Origin of the sequence: Collinsella sp. OM08-14AT (assembly GCF_003438115.1) — a bacterium.
Taxonomy (GTDB): domain Bacteria; phylum Actinomycetota; class Coriobacteriia; order Coriobacteriales; family Coriobacteriaceae; genus Collinsella.
On record NZ_QSTE01000001.1, the window covers coordinates 164568 to 183208 of the forward strand.

Annotated in this window: 17 protein-coding genes and 2 tRNA genes; 17 read left to right on the top strand and 2 right to left on the bottom strand. The window is 62.5% G+C overall.

All coding sequences use genetic code 11. The annotated features are described in order from the left end of the window. The first annotated feature begins 99 nt into the window (after positions 1–99). Positions 100–1449 carry an RNA polymerase sigma factor RpoD gene (gene rpoD, locus DXC18_RS00690; protein WP_117716039.1) on the top strand — a complete coding sequence of 450 codons (1350 nt, stop codon included), beginning with the start codon at positions 100–102 and terminating at the stop codon, positions 1447–1449. A gap of 428 nt (positions 1450–1877) precedes the next feature. Here the strand turns inward: rpoD and DXC18_RS10615 are convergent, their stop codons facing one another. Further along, complete coding sequence (locus DXC18_RS10615; protein WP_199412166.1) at positions 1878–2558, bottom strand: transposase; 681 nt, start codon at positions 2556–2558, stop codon at positions 1878–1880. Continuing rightward, positions 2546–2971: a transposase gene (locus tag DXC18_RS00700; RefSeq protein WP_117716041.1), complete on the bottom strand. Its 426-nt coding sequence runs from the start codon at positions 2969–2971 to the stop codon at positions 2546–2548. The genes DXC18_RS10615 and DXC18_RS00700 overlap by 13 nt, the downstream gene beginning before the upstream one ends. A gap of 307 nt (positions 2972–3278) precedes the next feature. Between DXC18_RS00700 and DXC18_RS00705 the strand changes: the two genes are divergently transcribed. The 16 genes from DXC18_RS00705 (at position 3279) to ffh (ending at position 18540) form a co-directional block, all read left to right on the top strand. Further along, a tRNA-Asn gene (locus tag DXC18_RS00705) sits at positions 3279–3353 on the top strand. Between the two features lie 34 nt (positions 3354–3387). Then, positions 3388–3462, top strand: a tRNA-Asn gene (locus DXC18_RS00710). 161 nt (positions 3463–3623) lie between these two features. Beyond that, positions 3624–4013 carry an Asp23/Gls24 family envelope stress response protein gene (locus tag DXC18_RS00715; protein ID WP_187361832.1) on the top strand — a complete coding sequence of 130 codons (390 nt, stop codon included), beginning with the start codon at positions 3624–3626 and terminating at the stop codon, positions 4011–4013. Positions 4014–4040: 27 nt separating this feature from the next. Further along, positions 4041–5702, top strand: coding sequence for a DAK2 domain-containing protein (locus tag DXC18_RS00720; protein ID WP_117564154.1), 1662 nt, complete (start codon positions 4041–4043; stop codon positions 5700–5702). A gap of 10 nt (positions 5703–5712) precedes the next feature. Next, entirely contained in the window at positions 5713–7890 is a 2178-nt protein-coding gene (recG, locus tag DXC18_RS00725) for an ATP-dependent DNA helicase RecG (RefSeq protein ID WP_117716042.1), read from the top strand. Beyond that, entirely contained in the window at positions 7887–8543 is a 657-nt protein-coding gene (gene rsmD, locus DXC18_RS00730) for a 16S rRNA (guanine(966)-N(2))-methyltransferase RsmD (protein WP_117716043.1), read from the top strand. The genes recG and rsmD overlap by 4 nt, the downstream gene beginning before the upstream one ends. Further along, positions 8536–9033: a pantetheine-phosphate adenylyltransferase gene (coaD, locus tag DXC18_RS00735; protein ID WP_117716044.1), complete on the top strand. Its 498-nt coding sequence runs from the start codon at positions 8536–8538 to the stop codon at positions 9031–9033. Before rsmD ends, coaD begins: the two co-directional genes overlap by 8 nt. Before the next feature lie 68 nt (positions 9034–9101). Continuing rightward, the gene (locus DXC18_RS00740; RefSeq protein WP_040358176.1) at positions 9102–9599 is read left to right on the top strand and encodes an ATPase; all 498 of its coding nucleotides are present in this window, start codon (positions 9102–9104) and stop codon (positions 9597–9599) included. Beyond that, positions 9599–10153 (top strand): DUF177 domain-containing protein, encoded by a 555-nt coding sequence (locus DXC18_RS00745; RefSeq protein ID WP_055309521.1) that lies wholly within the window; start codon positions 9599–9601, stop codon positions 10151–10153. Before DXC18_RS00740 ends, DXC18_RS00745 begins: the two co-directional genes overlap by 1 nt. A gap of 64 nt (positions 10154–10217) precedes the next feature. Continuing rightward, complete coding sequence (gene rpmF / locus DXC18_RS00750) at positions 10218–10397, top strand: 50S ribosomal protein L32 (RefSeq protein WP_022094017.1); 180 nt, start codon at positions 10218–10220, stop codon at positions 10395–10397. Positions 10398–10484: 87 nt separating this feature from the next. Continuing rightward, positions 10485–11504 (top strand): phosphate acyltransferase PlsX, encoded by a 1020-nt coding sequence (gene plsX / locus DXC18_RS00755; protein ID WP_117716045.1) that lies wholly within the window; start codon positions 10485–10487, stop codon positions 11502–11504. A 114-nt stretch (positions 11505–11618) separates the two neighbouring features. Next, positions 11619–11861, top strand: coding sequence for an acyl carrier protein (locus tag DXC18_RS00760; protein WP_055309519.1), 243 nt, complete (start codon positions 11619–11621; stop codon positions 11859–11861). Between the two features lie 3 nt (positions 11862–11864). Next, a complete protein-coding gene (gene rnc, locus DXC18_RS00765; protein ID WP_117716046.1) occupies positions 11865–12590 on the top strand; it encodes a ribonuclease III in 726 nt (241 codons plus the stop codon). A gap of 10 nt (positions 12591–12600) precedes the next feature. Beyond that, positions 12601–16137, top strand: a complete 3537-nt coding sequence (gene smc / locus DXC18_RS00770; RefSeq protein ID WP_117716047.1) for a chromosome segregation protein SMC — start codon at positions 12601–12603, stop codon at positions 16135–16137. Next, on the top strand, positions 16137–17054 hold the full coding sequence (gene ftsY / locus DXC18_RS00775) for a signal recognition particle-docking protein FtsY (RefSeq protein ID WP_117716048.1): 918 nt from the start codon (positions 16137–16139) through the stop codon (positions 17052–17054). The genes smc and ftsY overlap by 1 nt, the downstream gene beginning before the upstream one ends. A 10-nt stretch (positions 17055–17064) precedes the next feature. Further along, positions 17065–18540 (top strand): signal recognition particle protein, encoded by a 1476-nt coding sequence (ffh, locus tag DXC18_RS00780; protein ID WP_117637757.1) that lies wholly within the window; start codon positions 17065–17067, stop codon positions 18538–18540. Positions 18541–18641: the final 101 nt, after the last annotated feature.

An 18641-nucleotide genomic window follows, 5' to 3' on the forward strand; every position in this document is an offset into this window, starting at 1 on the left:
AACCAGCGTATTCTCGCCTATATCCAGTCCTCTTTTTGGGTATAGACGTCAATGTGTGTGCTAAAGTATTGAGTCCTGTGGACTATGAAGGGAGAATCTGTGCCAAAAAAGACTGAGAGCACGGGTACTGGGCTGGAATCCTACGTTGCAAAGCTCATTGGCAACGGCTCAAACAGGACTTCGGTAACCGAGGACGAGATTCAGGTCGCCCTGAAGGATATCGATGTTTCTGACGAGCAGCTCACCGCGGTGTATTCCGCGCTGCGCAACAGCGGCATCCAGATTATCTCCGCGAGCGGTAACGACGACGCCCCCATGGACGTCGACGATGACGATAACGATACCGATACCGACGATTTCGATGACGATGACGAGCACGATTCCGGCTCGCTCGACGATCACGAGCTCAAGATGGCCCGTCAGGCCGACGCCGAGATGGGTTCTTCCAAGAGCAAGAAGAAGCGCACCGTGCGCACGTCCCGTTCACGCTCCCGCGTGCGTGGCATCGATGCCTCCACGGTGATGCTGACCGGCGATCCGGTTCGTATGTACCTCAAGGAGATCGGCAAGGTCGACCTGTTGACCGCTTCCGAAGAGGTCGATCTGGCTATGAAGATCGAGGCCGGTCTCGAGGCCACCGAGAAGCTCGAGGCTGCCGAAGCAGGCGAGCTCGAGCTCACGCGTGCCGAGATGCGCCGTCTGACCCGTATCGAGAATGTCGGCCTCGAGGCCAAGCAGGCTCTCATCAGCGCAAACCTGCGTCTGGTCGTCTCCATCGCCAAGCGCTATGTTGGCCGCGGCATGCTGTTCCTGGACCTGATCCAGGAGGGCAACCTCGGTCTGATCCGCGCCGTCGAGAAGTTCGACTACCAGAAGGGCTTTAAGTTCTCCACGTACGCCACGTGGTGGATCCGTCAGGCCATCACGCGCGCTATCGCCGACCAGGCCCGTACCATCCGTATTCCCGTGCACATGGTCGAGACCATCAACAAACTCGTCCGCGTGCAGCGTCAGCTCCTTCAGGACCTGGGCCGCGACCCGACCCCCGAGGAGATCGGTGCCGAGATGGACATGAGCGCCGACCGCGTCCGCGAGATCCAGAAGATCTCGCAGGAGCCCGTGTCGCTTGAGACCCCCATCGGCGAGGAAGAGGATTCCCAGCTGGGCGACTTTATCGAGGACTCCCAGGCTATCGTTCCGCCCGATGCCGCCAGCTTCTCCATGCTGCAGGAGCAACTCACTCAGGTGCTCGACTCGCTTGCCGATCGTGAGCGCAAGGTTATCGAGCTGCGCTTTGGCCTTGTCGACGGGCATCCCCGCACGCTCGAGGAAGTCGGCCGCGAGTTTGGCGTCACGCGCGAGCGTATCCGCCAGATCGAGTCCAAGACCTTGGCCAAACTCCGCCACCCGAGCCGCAGCAGCAAGCTGAAGGACTATATCGAGTCTTAGTAGTTACGGCGTTTTACCAAACGCCGTAACTGGCCGACGCTGCGCGGACACCAGAGCGACAACTTGTCATTCAAAGAGGACGGCATGACCAGAAGGTCTATGCCGTCCTCTTTTCATGCCAATTTGTTCGCTCTGGTGCCCGCTCGCTCATATGACCCAATCCACTGTCAAGGGCCACAATGGCCCCGCCGACCGCTTGCAATCGGTCGGCGGGGCCTGCCGTTAAACCCGTCCCGGTCCGCCCCCGGCATGTCATCGACGCCTTCGGCTCAGTCTCATATCCGCGGATACCGCTCCGGCGGCCCGCAATCCTCTCCTTCGGCGGGGTTCCCCTAGTCTGTCTTCGCGCATGCGGCGGCCGCCGCGCGCACAGCGAGAACGGGGGTGTCCCCGAAGGCTGCCCGGCTCGCCGGGACGGGGGCTTATGTCTATTCCGCGCCCTCCCGGCACATCGTGCCGAGGGCCCACAGCCACCTCACGAGCTCGGCCGCGGTGGCCGCGTTCGCCTTCGCCTGCGGCATCCCGCGGGCGATCATCTCCTCGCGGCGGCGCAGGAGCCTCTCGGACCCCTTCCTCCCGTGCATCCTTATCTCGAGGGGCACGCCGGAGCCCTTGGGCATCAGCTTCGGCTGGTGGCCGGCCTGGGCATAGCACCAGGACCCCTCGACAGCCAGCTTCCTGACGAGCGCGTTGCCGGCCCCGCTGATTCCGCCGAGGCGCACGGAGTCCGCGCTCGACCTCTGCTTCGGGGCGAGGCCGAAGTAGGCCGTCACCTGCCTGCCGGAGCGGAACCTCGAGAAGTCGCCGACCTCGGACGCGAAGGCGGCGGCGAGCGCGAACCCGCACCCCTTGATCGACTGGAGCGCCTCGACCTCGGCCGAGAGGGGGCCCGCCGCGACGGCGGCCCTGTATTCGGCGAGGAGGGCCCCCCTCGTCTCGTCGGCCGCCTCGACCTCGTTCCTCAGCGCCGCAAGCGCCCGGATGCCTCCGTCGTCGGCGGGGTGTATGCCGTCGAGCCACCTGAGGAAGCCGTACGTCCAGTACTTCCGGGGGTTGCCGGCCGGCGTCGTGCCGCCGTAGACATAGCCGCGGCGGGCTAGGAACGCCAGGAGCCGCTGCTTCGCCGCCGCGAGCCTCGCGGTCGCCGCGTCGTGGGCGGCGGCGAGGTGTTAGCGCCCTCGATCTCGGGGGACGGCACCCATACCGGGGTGACGTCGTGCGACAGTATCGCCTTGGCCATCCTGGCCGCGTCGTTGCGGTCGTTCTTGGACGAGAGGTCGGCAGCCGACCTCGGGACCTTGGAGACGGCCGCGACGACGCAGTCGACGCCGAGCCCGGAGAGCTCCCTTTGCGGGGCGAAGCCGAGGTAGCCGCTCTCGTAGGCGGCGAGCGACGGGCCGGGGAAGCCCGACATCCACTCCGCGACCTCGCCCCAGGGGTTGCCGCGGAACCTCCTCGTCACGGCCTCGCCCGTCTCCGCGTCGAGCGCGCAGACGGTGGTGGACCTGAGGTGTACGTCCATTCCGAAGGCGGTAGAATATCTAGGCACGGGAGCCTCCCAACCTCGTTGCGGCGCGGCTGCGCCTCTGGCACTTCAACAACATTGTCGCAGCCCCGACCCGCGGTCACGAGCGGGGGCTCCTGTCGTTTCCGTGCCCCTGGATTGGGTCATAGTGTCTGGCATTGTCAAAACATCGGCGTTTCCGTTGCCGGTGCCGGCAGTTAGGCCGTCCCCAAGGGATCAAGGCGAGAAAATTTCTTAAAAAAGTTCTTGCCCTAAGCTGATTCGTCCGTATAATAAACTTCGTTGCTTGAGAGCACGCACCTATTCCTCGGTAGCTCAATGGTAGAGCACGCGGCTGTTAACCGCGCTGTTGTAGGTTCGAGTCCTACCCGGGGAGCCAGAATTTCTCAGCCCATTCCGCTGGGCTTTTAAATTCCTCGGTAGCTCAATGGTAGAGCACGCGGCTGTTAACCGCGCTGTTGTAGGTTCGAGTCCTACCCGGGGAGCCAGGTTGTAAAACCCGTCGCTTATGCGGCGGGTTTTTTCATGCCGCGACCACTTGACTCGAACGTTGCCATATCAACATTTCGTGTCGAGGATGTAATCCCGCGACCCACCACCTCAACATGGCGCGGTCGTTGTAGAATATTGCAATGATTGCTCCCACGACATGGTGCCGCGAGCACCAGATAAGGAGATTCTTGTGTCTGAGACCATTAACGGCAGCCTGAGCGTCTCGAACGACGTTATTGCCGATATTGCCGGTTATGCCGCGATGACGTGCTATGGCGTCGTCGGTATGGCTGAGCAGCTCCAAGGCGCCGAGAGCGTGCGCCTGCTTGCCGGTCAGCGCCTCCGCAAGGGCGTGCTTGTCTCCGCCGACGAGAACGGCCTTACGGTCGATCTTCACGTCGTGCTCGAGAACGGCGTCAACATGAAATCCGTCTGCCACAATCTTTCGAGCTCCGTTGCCTTCACCCTGCAGGAGATCGCCCAGATCGATCCCGCCAGCCTTAAGATCGGCATCCATATCGACGCGCTCAAGAGCCGTCTGAACTAGCATCCGAAAACGGAGATTTAAATACCCATGATTGCAAAGACCATTCGCACCTGTTTTCCGATCGCTGCGGCTGCCGTTTCCGACAAGGCCGAGGAGATCAACAAGCTCAACGTCTTTCCCGTGCCCGACGGTGACACCGGCACCAACATGTCGCTCACGCTCGCCTCGGTGACCAAGGAGCTTTCTGCCCTTCCCGCCGACGCCGACATGGAGGCCATCGCCGGCGCCATCACCCACGGCTCCCTGATGGGCGCCCGCGGCAACTCCGGCGTCATCACCTCGCAGATCTTGCGCGGCGTGGCCGAGGGCCTTGTCTCCGCCGACGAGCCCATTACGTCCGCCAACATCGCCTTCGCCTTCCGTCGTGCCGTCAAGGTTGCCTTCCAGGCCGTCCGTAAGCCCATCGAGGGTACGATCCTCACGGTGTTGCGCGATGTCTCGACCAAGGCCGACGAGTGCGAAAAGAAGAAGTTCTCGGCCGAGGACGCGCTCGACGCCATCGTCGTCGAGGCCTACCAGTCCGTCGCCCGCACGCCCGACCTGCTGCCCGTTCTGAAGGAGAACGGCGTGGTCGACTCCGGCGCCTTTGGCTTTGCTATTTTCCTTGAGAACTTTGTTGCCGCCGCTCTTGGCCGCAGCACCGTTGTCGAGGATTTCTCCGCCACGTTTGATTCCGCCTGCTCTGCCCGCGACGCGGCCCTTGGTCGTGTTGAGATCGAGGCCAACGACGACTGGGAGGGCTCGGAATTCCGCTACTGCAACGAGTTCCTCTTTAAGGCCGACGCTCCCTTTGACGAGGACGAGTGCCTCAAGTTCCTGGGTTCCATGGGCGACTGCGAGCTGCTCGTGGGTGCTTACCCCGATTACAAGATTCACGTGCACTCCAACACCCCCAACTTGGTGCTCGAGCACATGCTGCAGCTTGGTCAGATCTACGAAGTCTTTATCCATAACATGGAGATGGAGGCCCACGACCGTACTGCCAAGATCCACGAGGACCAGGAAAAGGCCGCCGAGCCCGCGAAGGCCCTGGGCTTTGTCGCCGTTGCCGCCGGTTCCGGCGAGGCAGACATCCTCAAGTCTCTCGGCGTTGACGTGATCGTCTCGGGTGGCCAGACCATGAACCCTTCGACTGCAGACCTGCTGGGCGCCGTCGACCAGGTCAACGCGACCTCGGTCATCATCCTGCCCAACAACGGCAACATCCGCATGGCCGCCGAGGCCGCTGCTTCAGCCTGCACCGACAAGAAGGTCGCCGTCGTTCCCACCAAGACCGTTCCGCAGGCCTTCTCCGCGCTGTTCGCGGTCCTACCCGATTCCGAGCTTGAGGATGCCGTCGCCGCTATGGTCGACGCCATCAGTGAGGTTCGCGATGGCGAGGTCACCCGTGCCGTGCGCGATTCCAGCGCCTCCGACGGCTCGCCGATTCACTCCGGTGACGTCATGGGTATCATTGCCGGCTCCATTGATGTGGTCGGCTCCGACGTGAAGCAGGTCACGCTCGATTGCATTAACCGTATGCAGGAGGAAGAGGAGGGCGACGCGCTGACGATTCTGGCAGGCGAGGAACTGTCCAATGAGGCCTTCCAGGAGATTGTCGATGCCATTGAGGAGGCTCAGCCCGATCTGGAGATTGACGCCCATCGTGGCGAGCAGCCGCTCTATCCCGTGATCTTCTCGATCGAGTAGGCAACTGCCCATGTCCGAACTGTGCTCCGTGCCGCGCGTCTCGGAGCGCTTTGCCCAGAGCAATGCGCTCGACGAGGATATCGCGCGACTCAAATATGTTTCGGGTAAACGTGAGGAGGCCCTTCGCCGTCTGGGAATTCGGACGGTGGGGGACCTCCTTCTCCATATCCCTCATCGATACCTGGACTTTACGCGCTCCTGGTCCATCGAGATGGCGCCCATCGGTACCGTGTGTACCATCATCGCCACGGTCGACCGTATCGTCCAAAAGCAGCCTCGTCCGCACATGCAGGTGACCGAGGTCTCACTCGTTGACGAGACGGGCGTGCTGCAGGTCGCCTTTTTCCGCCAGCCCTGGATTGCCCAGCAGCTTAAGCAGGGCGACCGCCTGGCCGTAATGGGTAAGGTCGAGTTTGCCTACGGCTTTAAGCAGATGGCCTCGCCGCACTTTGAAAAGCTTGAGGAAGGGCGCGCCGCGGGCACTATCCTGCCGGTCCATTACGTGAGTGACGGCGTGAGTCAGGCATGGATGCGCCGTATCGTAAGCGGCGCGCTCGAGGTCGTCGGCAATCCCTTTGATCCCATTCCGGCACGCTTACGCGTTAAACGTCGCCTGATGAGCCATGCCCGTGCCCTTCGATCGATCCACTTTCCCTCGAGCATGGCTGAGCGCGATATCGCGCGCGCACGCCTTGCCTACGAGGAGTGCCTCTACCTTCAGCTGGCGCTGCGCTTGCGCAACGACGGCGGCCTGGTCGATGTGGTGCCCTATGCCCACGCCGCGGGCGAGCACCTGGCCGCGCTTAAGCAGGCCCTGCCGTTTTCGCTGAGCGACGAGCAGGAGGCCGCGTTCCAAGATATCCTGCGCGATATGTGCGATGGCGGGCGCGTGATGAACCGCCTGCTGCTGGGCGATGTCGGTACCGGCAAGACCGCTGTTGCCGCCTGCGCGCTGGCTGTGGCTGCCGATAGCGGCACGCAGGCCTGCGTTATGGCGCCCACGGGCGTGCTGGCGCGTCAATATGCCGATAAGACCGGCCCCTTGCTCTCGCAGGCTGGCATGACCTGGGCGCTCCTGACGGGCGCCACGCCGGCGGCCGAGCGCGAGCGGATCCATGCCCAGCTGGAATCGGGCGAGCTCGATGTCCTCTTTGGCACCCACGCGGTGCTTTCGGATAACGTGGCGTTTAAGCATCTGTCGCTCGTGGTCATCGATGAGCAGCACCGGTTTGGCGTCGGCCAACGCAACGCCCTGCGTGCGAAGGGCGTTGGTGCCGATCTACTCGTTATGACGGCAACGCCCATCCCACGTACGCTGGCGCTTTCGGTCTACGGCGATCTGGACACGAGCATCATCCGCCATCGGCCCGTCCCTGGCGCTGGCGTGATGACACGCGTGCTTACCGAGTCGAGCCGCGACCTTGCCTATGGCGCCATCCGCGAGGCGCATGAAAAGGGTCAGCAGGCCTACGTGATTTGCCCGCTCGTGGAGCCGAGTGACTCGGTCGATGAGCTTGAGGACGTGCCCGGTATCGCCCGCGACGACGAGGGCCGCGTGACGGTCCCCGTGCCGCTGCACGATACGGCGACCGAGCTCGATCGCCTGCGTCTGGCGTTGCCGGGTCTTGCCATCGAGCGCCTTCACGGCCGTATGCCAGCGGGGGAGAAGGACCAGGTTATCGATGCCTTCAAGCGCGGCGAGATCGACGTGCTCGTCTCGACTACGGTGGTCGAGGTGGGCGTCGACGTGCCCAACGCCACCGTCATGGTCATCGAGAACGGTGAGCGCTTTGGCTTGGCGGCCCTGCACCAGCTGCGCGGCCGCGTGGGCCGCGGCAGCGTGTCGGGCACCTGCCTGGTCATGACGCACTCCAAGGGCAACGGCGGCGCTTCGGCGGCGCAAGAGCGTCTCCAGTCGCTCGAAAAGACCTCGGACGGCTTTACGCTCGCCCAGATGGACCTTCGTCTGCGCCACGAGGGCGAAATCCTGGGGTACCGCCAGCATGGCGGTGTGACTCTGCGCTTTGTCGACCTGGATGCCGACGAGGAGCTGATCGAGTGGGCCCATTTGGACGCGGTCGAGCTCTTGCGGTATGCTTGCAACCTTGACTCCGTGGCGACGCGCCCCCTGCGCGATGCGGTCGCCATGCGATATCGACACATTTTTAAGGAGGTCAGCGGAGGATGAGAATCATCGGCGGCGAATGGCGCGGTCGTAAGATCGAGGAGCCCCGTGGTCGCGATGTCACCCGCCCCACGACCGATCGCGTGCGCGAGGCATGCGCATCTATGGTCATGTCGGCATTCGACTTCGATCTGGACGAGGTCCGCGTGCTGGACGCTTTTGGCGGCTCCGGTGCCTTAGGGTTAGAGATGCTCTCACGTGGTGCCCGCTCACTCACGACGTTCGAGATCGATCGGAATGCCGCGCGGCTCATTACCAAGAATATCGAGTCGCTCTGCCGTGACCGTGCGCGTTGGCGCGTGGTAACGGGCGACATGCTGGCGAGCGCCTCGCGCGGTCGTGTGCCGGGCGGCCCCTTTGATCTGGTCCTGCTCGACCCGCCCTATGCTTTTGGTGCCGAGCCGGTCGAGATACTGCTGCAGAACCTGGCTCAGCAGGGTCTGCTTGCACCTGGCGCTTATGCCCTGTTTGAGCATGCCGCCGCCGATGCGGGCGCGCATCCGGCAGGCTTTGAGATCGTGCGCGAGAAGCGCTACGGCATTACCTCGGTCGACCTGCTTCGTTGGGTCGGCGATGACGATAGTGAGGAAGATTGCGCCGGCACCGATGCTTACAACAACGATGCCATGACGGTTCAGGAGAACGCCCATGAGTGACACCATCAACCGCGTGATCGTCCCGGGCACCTTCGATCCCATCACGTTTGGCCATATCGACGTCATCCGCCGCGCCCGCCGCATCTTTCCCAGCGTGATCGTCGCTGTCGCCGAGTCGCAGGGTAAAAACGGTGTGGGCACCACGTTTATGCTCGATGAGCGCGTGGCGCTGGCTCGCGAGGCGCTCGGTGATATCGACGGCGTCGAGGTCCTGCCCTTTACCGGCCTCTTGGTCGACTTCGCTCGCGAGCAGGGGGCGGGGGCCGTGGTCAAGGGCCTGCGCGCCATGACCGACTTTGAGTACGAGCTGCAGCAGGCAGACCTCAACTATCGCTTGGATAACGAGTTGGAGTCCATCTTTGTCATGAGTGCGCCGCAGTACGGCTATATCTCGAGTTCGGTCGTTCGCCAGATCGCCTCGCTCGGCAGCGATGTATCGACGTTTGTCCCGCCCAACGTGGTCGAAGCGCTCAGACACCGCTTTTCGTGACGTTTTTTATTGCCTGGTGGCATGTGGTAAACTAGCACGATGATATGTTACCTATGAAAGGAGACTGGATGCCGGGCGAGAATTTTCCTGGCGATAGGATCGTCAGCTTGGTCGATGAGCTCGAAGGGCTGATCGAGGAAGCCAAGCCGCCTTTCGGCAAGAACGCTCAGTTCAAGGTCATCGACGCCGACGTGTTCTTCAACATCCTCGACGAGATCCGCATGAGCTATCCCGAGGAGTGGCAGAAGTCCCGCCGTATCCTTAAGGAGCGCGAGGAGCTTATGGCTTCCGCCGCCGCTCAGGCCGATTCCATCATCGCCGACGCTCAGCAGCAGGCCCTCACCATTGCCGGTGAGCAGGAGATCGTCCGCTTGGCACAGCAGCAGGCCGACGACATCCGCGATCGTGCCCAGCAGTACGAGCGCGAGACGCGTTATGCTGCCGAGGACTACGCAGAGCAGGTCTTTACGCACCTGGAGGAGAACCTCAAGAGCCTGACCGGCACCGTTACCCGTTGCCGTCAGCAGCTCAACGAGGGTGCCGCCCAACAGAATGGTCAGTGGTAATGGCTGAGTTCCCGAGCGTTACCGTCGATCTTTCTGAGCAGCTCGAGTTTCCTGGTGATTCGTATCCGCTGACCGGCAAGGTCGATGTTGCCACCTACACGGTGGGCGAGAAGGAGTACCAGCTACAGGACGGCATCGACTACGACGTTGTCTTTACCAATGCCGGTACCGGTGTCTTGCTCACGGGCATGGTCCGCGCGCACGCCACCGGCGAGTGCGACCGTTGCCTGGAGCCCGCCTCGTTTGATATCGCCGGCGAGATCGAGGAGTTCTACCTCTTCGAGGAGCCCGAGGATCCCGAGGCCTACGAGGACGGCTACGAGCTCCTGGGTGAGGACCGCATCGTCGATCTGGGTGAGCCCATCAACGACGCGGTCGTCATGGACACGCCGTTTGTCGTTCTGTGCAAGCCCGATTGCCGCGGCCTGTGCCCCACTTGCGGTTGCAATCTCAACGTCGAGCAATGCGATTGCGCCGCCCAGGCAGAGGCAGAATGGGCCGCTGCCACGGAAAATCCATTTGCAGCATTGAAGAATCTCAAGCTCGACGAGTAAAACTGTGGTAGTATCGCTACTTGCGCGTAATCGCCACACTGGATAGTTCATAAGGAAGGTCACTATGCCCGTACCTAAACAAAAGCAGGGTCGTATCCGCACTCACACCCGTCGTTCCGCCAACATGAAGATCTCGGCTGCGGCTCAGTCCACGTGCCCCCGTTGCGGCGCTGTCAAGCTTCCGCACCACGTGTGCCCCAGCTGCGGTTTCTACAAGGACCGCGAGGTTATCGTTACCGAGTAACGGTATACTCTGGATGCGATGCCGTTCCAAATGGAACCACAATGGCCGGCTCAATGAGTCGGCCATTTTTGTATAAGGAGTATGTATATGAGTAACGTTCGCGTTTGTGTAGACGTTGTGGGCGGAGACGAGAAACCTCAGGTTGTTCTCGATGGTATCGAGGCTGCGCTTGCCGCCGATCCCGATATCGAGGTCCTGGCAGTCGGTCCCGCCGAAATCGTCAATCCCTTTGCCGCGGCCCATGCGCGTGTGGAGGCTCTGGAAGCCCCTGACATTATCGCCATGGATGACGATCCCATTCGCGCCGTGATGACCAAGCGTAAGTCCTCGATCGTGCTTGCCTGCCGCGCCATCAAAAAGGGCAACGCGGACGCGTTTTTCTCCGCCGGCTCCACCGGCGCCATGACCGCTGCCGCGACCGCCTACGTCACACCGTTTAGATATATGGCCGAAGGCAAGAAGCAGCCGGTGCGCCCCTGTTTGACCAATGCGCTGCCCAATCGTGCCGGCGGCCTGACGGTGCTGTGCGACATGGGCGCCAACCCCGATGTCGAGGTGGACGACATGGTGCGTTTTGCCCAGATGGGTAGCGCTTATGCCCGCGTTGTCCTGGGCATCGAGCATCCTCGCGTGGGCTTGCTTGCCAATGGCACCGAGGACGAGAAGGGCTCCAACTTTACCAAGGCGTGCTTCCCGGCCATGAAAGCCGCCGTTCCCGGCTTTGTGGGTAACTGCGAGGGAACGGACATCACCTCCGGTAACTTCGATGTCGTCGTTGCCGACGGCATGTCGGGCAACATCGCACTCAAGGCCACCGAGGGCGCTGCCAAGTTTTTGCTGCAGGAACTCAAGGGTGCCTTTATGTCTTCGCTCGGCACCAAGATTGCCGCGCTGCTCATCAAAAAGCAGATGCGCGAGATTAAAGCCAAGCTCTCTGGCGACGCCAAGGGCGGCGCGATTCTTTTGGGCCTGCGCGGCGTGGTCCTGATCGGCCATGGCGCCACCTCGGTCGAGGCTGTTAAAAACGGTACGCTCGCGGCGGCCGAAGCCGTGCGCGCCGGGCTGGTCGAGAACGTCGCCAACTCTATGGACGGTATCGTTTTATAACAGCGGCGTTATGCGTCTCGGGGCGTGCGTCGTGGGGTAGAATCAGAACCGTGTCTTGGTACCGCCCGGGCGGTACCATTCTTTTGGTATTCATGCACTATGAGAGGAAGCGCTATGGACCGCTCCGAAATCTTCGACAAGATCGCCGAGGTCGCTGCTGACGTTCTGGGCGTCGATGTTGCCGAAATTAGCGATGAGACCACCTTTGACGATCTCGATGCCAACTCGCTCGAGCGCCTGCAGCTGGTTACGGCTATCGAGGACGAGTTTAACCTCGAGATCGATGACGAGACTCTGCTCTCGCTCAACTCTGTCGCCGACGCCGTCGACGCCATCGAAAACGCCAGGGAGGCCTAGGTTTTGGCTTTGTCTGAACGACTTACGCGCGCCCAGGAAATTCTGGGCCACGAGTTCAATAATAAGGTGCTGCTGCGCGCGGCCCTTACGCATCCCTCGGCAGTCGAGGGCCAGCCGGTTTCTGCCAGCTATGAGCGCCTTGAGTTCTTGGGCGATTCCATTTTGGGCGCCGTGGTCGCACGCTCCCTGTTTGAGTCCTATCCGGAGTTTGACGAGGGCAAGCTCACACGCCTGAAGGTATCGCTTGTCTCGGGCGCTACGCTGTCCGAGGTTTCTCACGAGCTGGGCATCGACGACATCATCATCTTTGGTGCCTCCGAGACCGGTACCGGTGCGCGCGGCCTGCATTCGGCGCTCGAGAACGTCTACGAGTCGCTCGTGGGCGCACTGTACCTGGATGCCGGCTGGGATGCCGCAGCGGAGTTTATCCATCGTACGCTTAAACCGCATTTGGCTTCCGAGCGTGCCGAGCATCCTGCAAACCCCAAGTCGTTTTTGCAGGAGTGCGTGCAAGCCGACGGTCATGAACCCCCGGCGTATAAGCTCGTTGGCTCCGAGGGCCCGGCGCATGCGCCCACCTTCACCGCCGTGGTTTTGATCGATGGTATTCGCCAGGGTCGCGGCTCCGGCTCCTCAAAGAAGGAAGCCGAGGGAGCCGCCGCGCTCGAAGCGCTCGACCGCATGGGTTACACCACCAACGGCGTGATTCTCAACAAGAAGCACGTGTAAGCGAGGAACCGTGTATCTCAAGTCCCTCACGCTCAAAGGGTTCAAGTCGTTTGCCGATCGCGCACATATGACGTTTGGGCCGGGCCTGACCGTCATCGTCGGTCCCAACGGCTCGGGAAAATCGAACATCTCCGACTCCATCCTGTGGGTCCTGGGTGAGCAGAGCGCCAAGCAGCTGCGCGGCCAGGCCATGGAGGATGTCATCTTTTCGGGCTCGTCAGCGCGCAAGCCGGTGGGTGTCGCCGAGGTCACGCTGGTGCTCGATAATTCGGACCATATGCTGCCCGTCGATTTTGACGAGGTCGCCATCACCCGTCGCATGTATCGCTCGGGCGAAAGCGAGTACCTCATCAACTCGAGTCCGTGCCGCCTGATGGACATTCAGGACATCCTGCACGATTCGGGCCTGGGCAAGGATACGCATTCCATCATCAGCCAGGGCAAGCTCGACGCCATTTTGCAGAGCCGCCCCGAGGAGCGCCGCGCTCTCATCGAGGAGGCCGCCGGCATCTCCAAGCACAAGCGCCGCAAGGAGCGTGCGCTCAAAAAGATTAAGTCGATGGACGAGCATCTGACGCGTGCTCGCGACATCAATAAGGAAATCGCCCGTCAGCTGCGACCGCTGGAGCGTCAGGTCGATCGCGCGCGCAAGTACAAAGAGCTGTCCTCGCGCGCGAACGAGCTTACGCAGATGCTGGCCGTCGACGAGCTGCGTTCGCTGCAGTCGCAGTGGAACGACCTGGAGAGCCGCTCCAAAGAGGGCGCGGCCGAGCTGGAGCTTGCGCAGTACCGCTTGGGCGAAAAGGAGCGCGAGCTCGAGAAGCTTCAGGTCATGCTCGAGGAAAAGGGCCTGTTTGTGGGCGACCTGGGTGAGCAGCGCCGTCATATGCAAGATGTGGTCGGCCGCATTAACTCCGACATGCGCCTGCTCGAAGAAAAGGGCCACAACATGGTGTCGCGCCTGTCTGACATGCGCGGGCAGATTTCGAGCTCCGAGCATCAGCGACGTCGCGTGGTCGAGGAGCTCGAGGACTCGCGTGCGCAGCTTGAGGAAGTGACCGGTGCGCACATGCAGGCCCAGGAGGACGTTGACGCCGCTGGTCCTGCCGCCGCCGAGCTCAATGAGCGGCGCGTGGCGCTCGACAATCAGATTTCGCAGCTTACGCGTGAGCAACGCGATGTGCAGCGCGTAGCCGATAACGCCGCGCTCGAGCTCGCCAAGGTGAAGGATTCCTTGAGCAACGCCGAGGTCGAGGACAACATGTATGCCTCGCGCCTGGAGCAGATCGATGAACAGCTCGAGGAGGTCACGGCCTCGCTCGAGAGCCGTCGCGACCGCGCCGAGGAGCTTGAGGGCGCTCTTGAGGAAGCGCGCCAGGCTCAGGTCGATGCGCGTGAGGCCACCGAGACCGCACGCGCGGCCCTGAAGGACCTGCGTGCCCGCGAGAGCGAGGCGCGCAACAAGTTATCCGAGGTGCGCTCGGAGCTTGCCAGCCAAAAGAAACTCGATGCCCGCATGGCCGACAGCTCACCGCTCGTGAGCCGTCTGGTGGGTGCGCTGGGCGATGACGTAACGGGTCGCCTGGGCGATGTGCTCGAAGCCCCGCGCGAGCTTGAGGGCCTAGCTGAGCAATTGCTCGCCGGCGATATCGATGCGCTGCTGTTTGATGATACGTCCTCGCTTGAGCGTGCCGGTCGTGCCGCTCTGGACCAGAAGAAGGCCTCGGGTGAGGCGCTGCTGGTGGCGCGCGGCGTGAGCGGCTCTGCTGCCGCCGAGGGCGCTGCCGGTTCGCGTCTGGTCGATCGCCTTTCCGTGCGTGCCGGTTATGGCCCGATTGTCGAGGCGCTGCTCGGCGGCTATTACGTAGTGGACGATCTTGCTGCCGCGCTGTCGGCGCCTGTCGTTGACGGTGTGACCTACGTGACTCCCGATGGCGCCCGCGTAAGCTGTGGCGGCCTGGTGCGTGTGGGGCTCGATGCCGGCGAGGCCTCGGGTGCTCTGGAGCGCAAGCGTCGCATTCGCGAGCTGGAGGGCCTGGAGCCCGATCTGACTGCCGTGTTTGAGCATGTGTCGGATCAGGTCGTCGAGGCCAATGCGGCCGTTGAGGAAGCGCGTGCCGCTGAGGGCGATGCCGCCGGCGAGATCGCCCGTCTTGAGGGCGAGCGTCGCTCCCTGTTGTCCGAGATCGGCCGTCTGGAGCAAAGCGCCAACAATGGCGAAGTCGAGCGCGTGCGTATTTCCAAGCGCCGCGAGCAGGCTGCCGAGGCCGTTCGTGCCGCACGCCCGCGCGTGGATGAACTTACCCGTTCGCGTGACGAGGCCCGTGCGCAGGCGAGCGACTTAGGCTTGCAGATTGCCGAGGCCAATGACGAGCTCGACCGCGTGCGCCGTGACGATTCCGAGGCCGCCGGTAAGCTCGCCGACGCTAAGGTACGCCTGGCTCAGACGAGCGAGCGCCTGCGTTCGCTGAAGGGCCGCGTGCCCGATCTTGAGCATCGTCTGGAGGGTATCGACCGTCGTATCCGCGGGACGCGTCAGGCCTCGCGCTCGCTCGAGCTGCTGCGCCTTCGCGTCGATCCCATGCACGAGCGCTATTCCGCCCTGTTGGAGCGCGCCTCGGACTGGGCTGCGCGCCTGCGCGATCAGGCAACGCTTGAGGAGGCGGACTCGGCTTCGCTTAAGAAGACCATCGAGGACGCCAAGACCGAGGTCGCCCGCGCCAAAGAGCGGGTCGATGTTGCCGCCACAGCGCAAAATGAGTTCAAGGTGGCGCGCGGCAAGCTCGAGGTGCAGGTCGAGGCTGCCATCAAGGCCATCACCGCCGATGGCACCACGGTGCTTGAGGAAGCGCTCATGCTGCCGGCGCCCACCGATCGCGACGCCGCCGAGCGCGAGCTTAATCAACTCGCGCGCCAGATCAACAACCTGGGCCCCGTGAACCAGGTTGCCATGGAGGAGTACGAGCAGCTCAAGCGCCGCGCCGATTACATCGAGGAGCAGCTGACCGATCTTGAGAGCGCGCGCAAGGCGCTCACCAAGATCACCGTGGCCATCGACCGCAAGATGCGTAAAGCCTTCCTGGTGACGCTTGAGAAGGTTGATGCGAATTTCCGCGAGATCTTCGCCATGCTCTTCCCGGGCGGCCAGGCACATTTGGAGATGACCGACCCCGAGCATCCGGCCGAGACTGGCATTGAGGTCGTGGCGCAGCCGCGCGGCAAGCGCATCACCAAGATGATGCTCATGTCGGGCGGCGAGAAGAGCCTGACGGCGCTCGCCCTGCTCTTTGCCGTATACCGTACGCGCACGGTGCCGTTCTATGTGCTGGACGAGGTCGAGGCGGCGCTCGACGACGCCAACCTGTCCAAGCTCATCGGCGCCCTCGATGTGCTGCGTTCCGATACGCAGCTCTTGGTAATCTCGCATCAGCGCCGTACTATGGAGGATGCTGACGTTCTCTACGGCGTCTCGATGCAAGCCGACGGTGTCAGTCGCGTCGTCTCGCAAAAACTCGATTGCGAAACCGGAAAGGTCGTGAATGCATAATGGGATTTTTTGACGCACTCTCGCGCGGACTTGAGCGCAGCCGCGAGGCCCTCAACGAGGTCTTCTACTTTGGCGGCGAGGTCGACGAGGATTTTTGGGAGGACCTTGAGGACACCCTCGTTATGGGTGACATGGGTGCCGAGGTCGCCATTCAGGTCTCCGATAACCTGCGCGACGCCGCTGCCAAGAAGAACCTCAAGACCGCCCCGCAGCTTCGCCGCGCCCTGGCCGAGCAGCTCGAGGGCCATTTTGTGCCTGTTGAGCGCGATCCGTTTTCCGACACGCCGAGCTGCGTGCTGTTTGTCGGCATCAACGGTGCCGGCAAGACCACGACGGTCGGTAAGATCGCGAGCGCCATGGCCGCCCGCGGCAAGAACGTGGTGATCGGTTCGGCCGACACCTTCCGCGCCGCCGCCATCGAGCAGCTCGATGTGTGGGGCCAGCGTGCCGGCGTGCCCGTCATCAAGCGTGACCGCGGCTCCGATCCGGCGAGCGTGTGCTATGACGTGCTCGACGAGGCCGATAAGCGCGGCAGCGACCTGGTGCTCATTGATACCGCCGGTCGTCTGCACACGAGCCCCGAGCTCATGCGCGAGCTTGCCAAGGTGGTCAATGTGACCCGTAAGCGCGCCGCCAATATGGCCGCCGGTCCCATGCCCGTTTCGGTCGTGCTTGTGATCGATGCCGCCACTGGCCAGAACGGTCTGAACCAGGCGCTCGAGTTTAACGAGGCGCTGGGCCTGGACGGTATTATCATGACTAAGCTCGACGGTACGGCTAAGGGCGGTATCGCCATGGCCGTGGCCGAGAAGCTCAAGCTCCCGATTCTGCGCATCGGCGTGGGCGAGCAGGTCGATGACCTGCAGGAGTTTAATGCAAAAGATTTCTGCCGCGCCCTGGTGGGCGAGTCCAATTAAGGAGTGACTAGTGTTTGATTCCCTGAGCGATCGCCTCAACGACACATTTGACCGCCTGCGCGGCAAGGGTAAGCTGACCGAGGCCGATATTACTTCGGCCATGCGCGACATTCGCATGGCGCTGCTCGAGGCCGACGTCAACTTCAAGGTCGTCAAGGAGTTCGTCGCCAAGACCAAAGAGCGCTGTATGACCGCCGAGGTCATGGAGTCGCTCTCGCCGGCGCAAAACGTCGTTAAGATCGTGCTCGACGAGCTCACCGAGATGCTCGGCTCCACCGAGAGCAAGCTCGTCTTTAGTAACCGCATTCCCAATGTCATCATGCTCGTGGGCCTGCAGGGCTCCGGTAAGACCACGGCTGCCGTAAAGCTTGCCTACCTGCTCAAGAAGCAGGGCCGCTCGCCGCTGCTCGCCGCGTGCGACGTCTATCGTCCCGCTGCTGCCGACCAGCTGGCCACGCTCGGTGGCGAGATTGGCGTGCCGGTCTTCCGCGGTGACGGCGCGCACCCGGTCGACATTGCCAAGGGTGCCATCCAGGAGGCCGTCGACCACCTGCGTGACGTGGTCATCGTCGATACCGCCGGTCGTCTGCAGATCGACGAGCAGATGATGCAGGAGGCCGTCGACATCAAGAAGGCCGTCAAGCCCGACCAGGTGCTGATGGTCGTCGACGCCATGACCGGCCAGGATATCGTCAACGTTGTCTCGACGTTTGCCGAGCGCACCGATTTTGACGGCGTTATCATCTCCAAGCTCGACGGCGATGCCCGCGGCGGCGGTGCGCTTTCCGTGCGCCAGGTGACCGGCAAGCCCATCAAGTTCGTGAGCATGGGCGAGAAGCCCGATTCGCTGGAGCCGTTCTACCCCGACCGCATGGCCAAGCGCATCTTGGGCATGGGTGATGTTGTCGGCATTATCGAGAAGGCCCAGGAGGCCGCCGATGCCGAGCAGCTCGAGGCCGCCGAGCGCATGCTGCGCGAGGGCTTTACCATGAACGACATGCTCGACCAGATGAAGGCCGTCAAGAAGATGGGCGGCATGAAGGGCATTCTGGGCATGCTCCCCGGTGGCCAGCGTGCACTCAACCAGATGGGCGGCAACCTGGACGAGGGCATCTTCGATAAGAACGAGGCCATCATCATGTCGATGACCAAGGAGGAGCGCCTGCGTCCCTCCATCATCAACGGTCAGCGTCGCGCGCGTATTGCCAAGGGCGCCGGCGTAACCCCCACCGAGGTCAACAGCCTTATGAAGCAGTGGGGCGAGATGAATAAGATGATGGGCCGCATGCGCACGATGGCCAATCAGGCACAGGCCGGCGGCAAGAAGGGCAAAAAGGGCAAGAAGGGCAAAAAGATGCGCATGCCCAATATCCCTGGGCTGGACGCTATGGGTCTGGGCGGCATGGGCGGCCTGGGTACGGGCGGTCCCAAGTCCGATATGGAGCTGCTGCGCCAGATGGAAGCGCAGATGCGTAATAAGAAATAGAGCTGTAATTCCAGCTTGATATGGCAAAGGCCACTCGGATGCTACCGGGTAGCCTTTGTTGTTGGCTTTGATTGTTGGGTTGCGTTCGGCGTCGCGCCCCG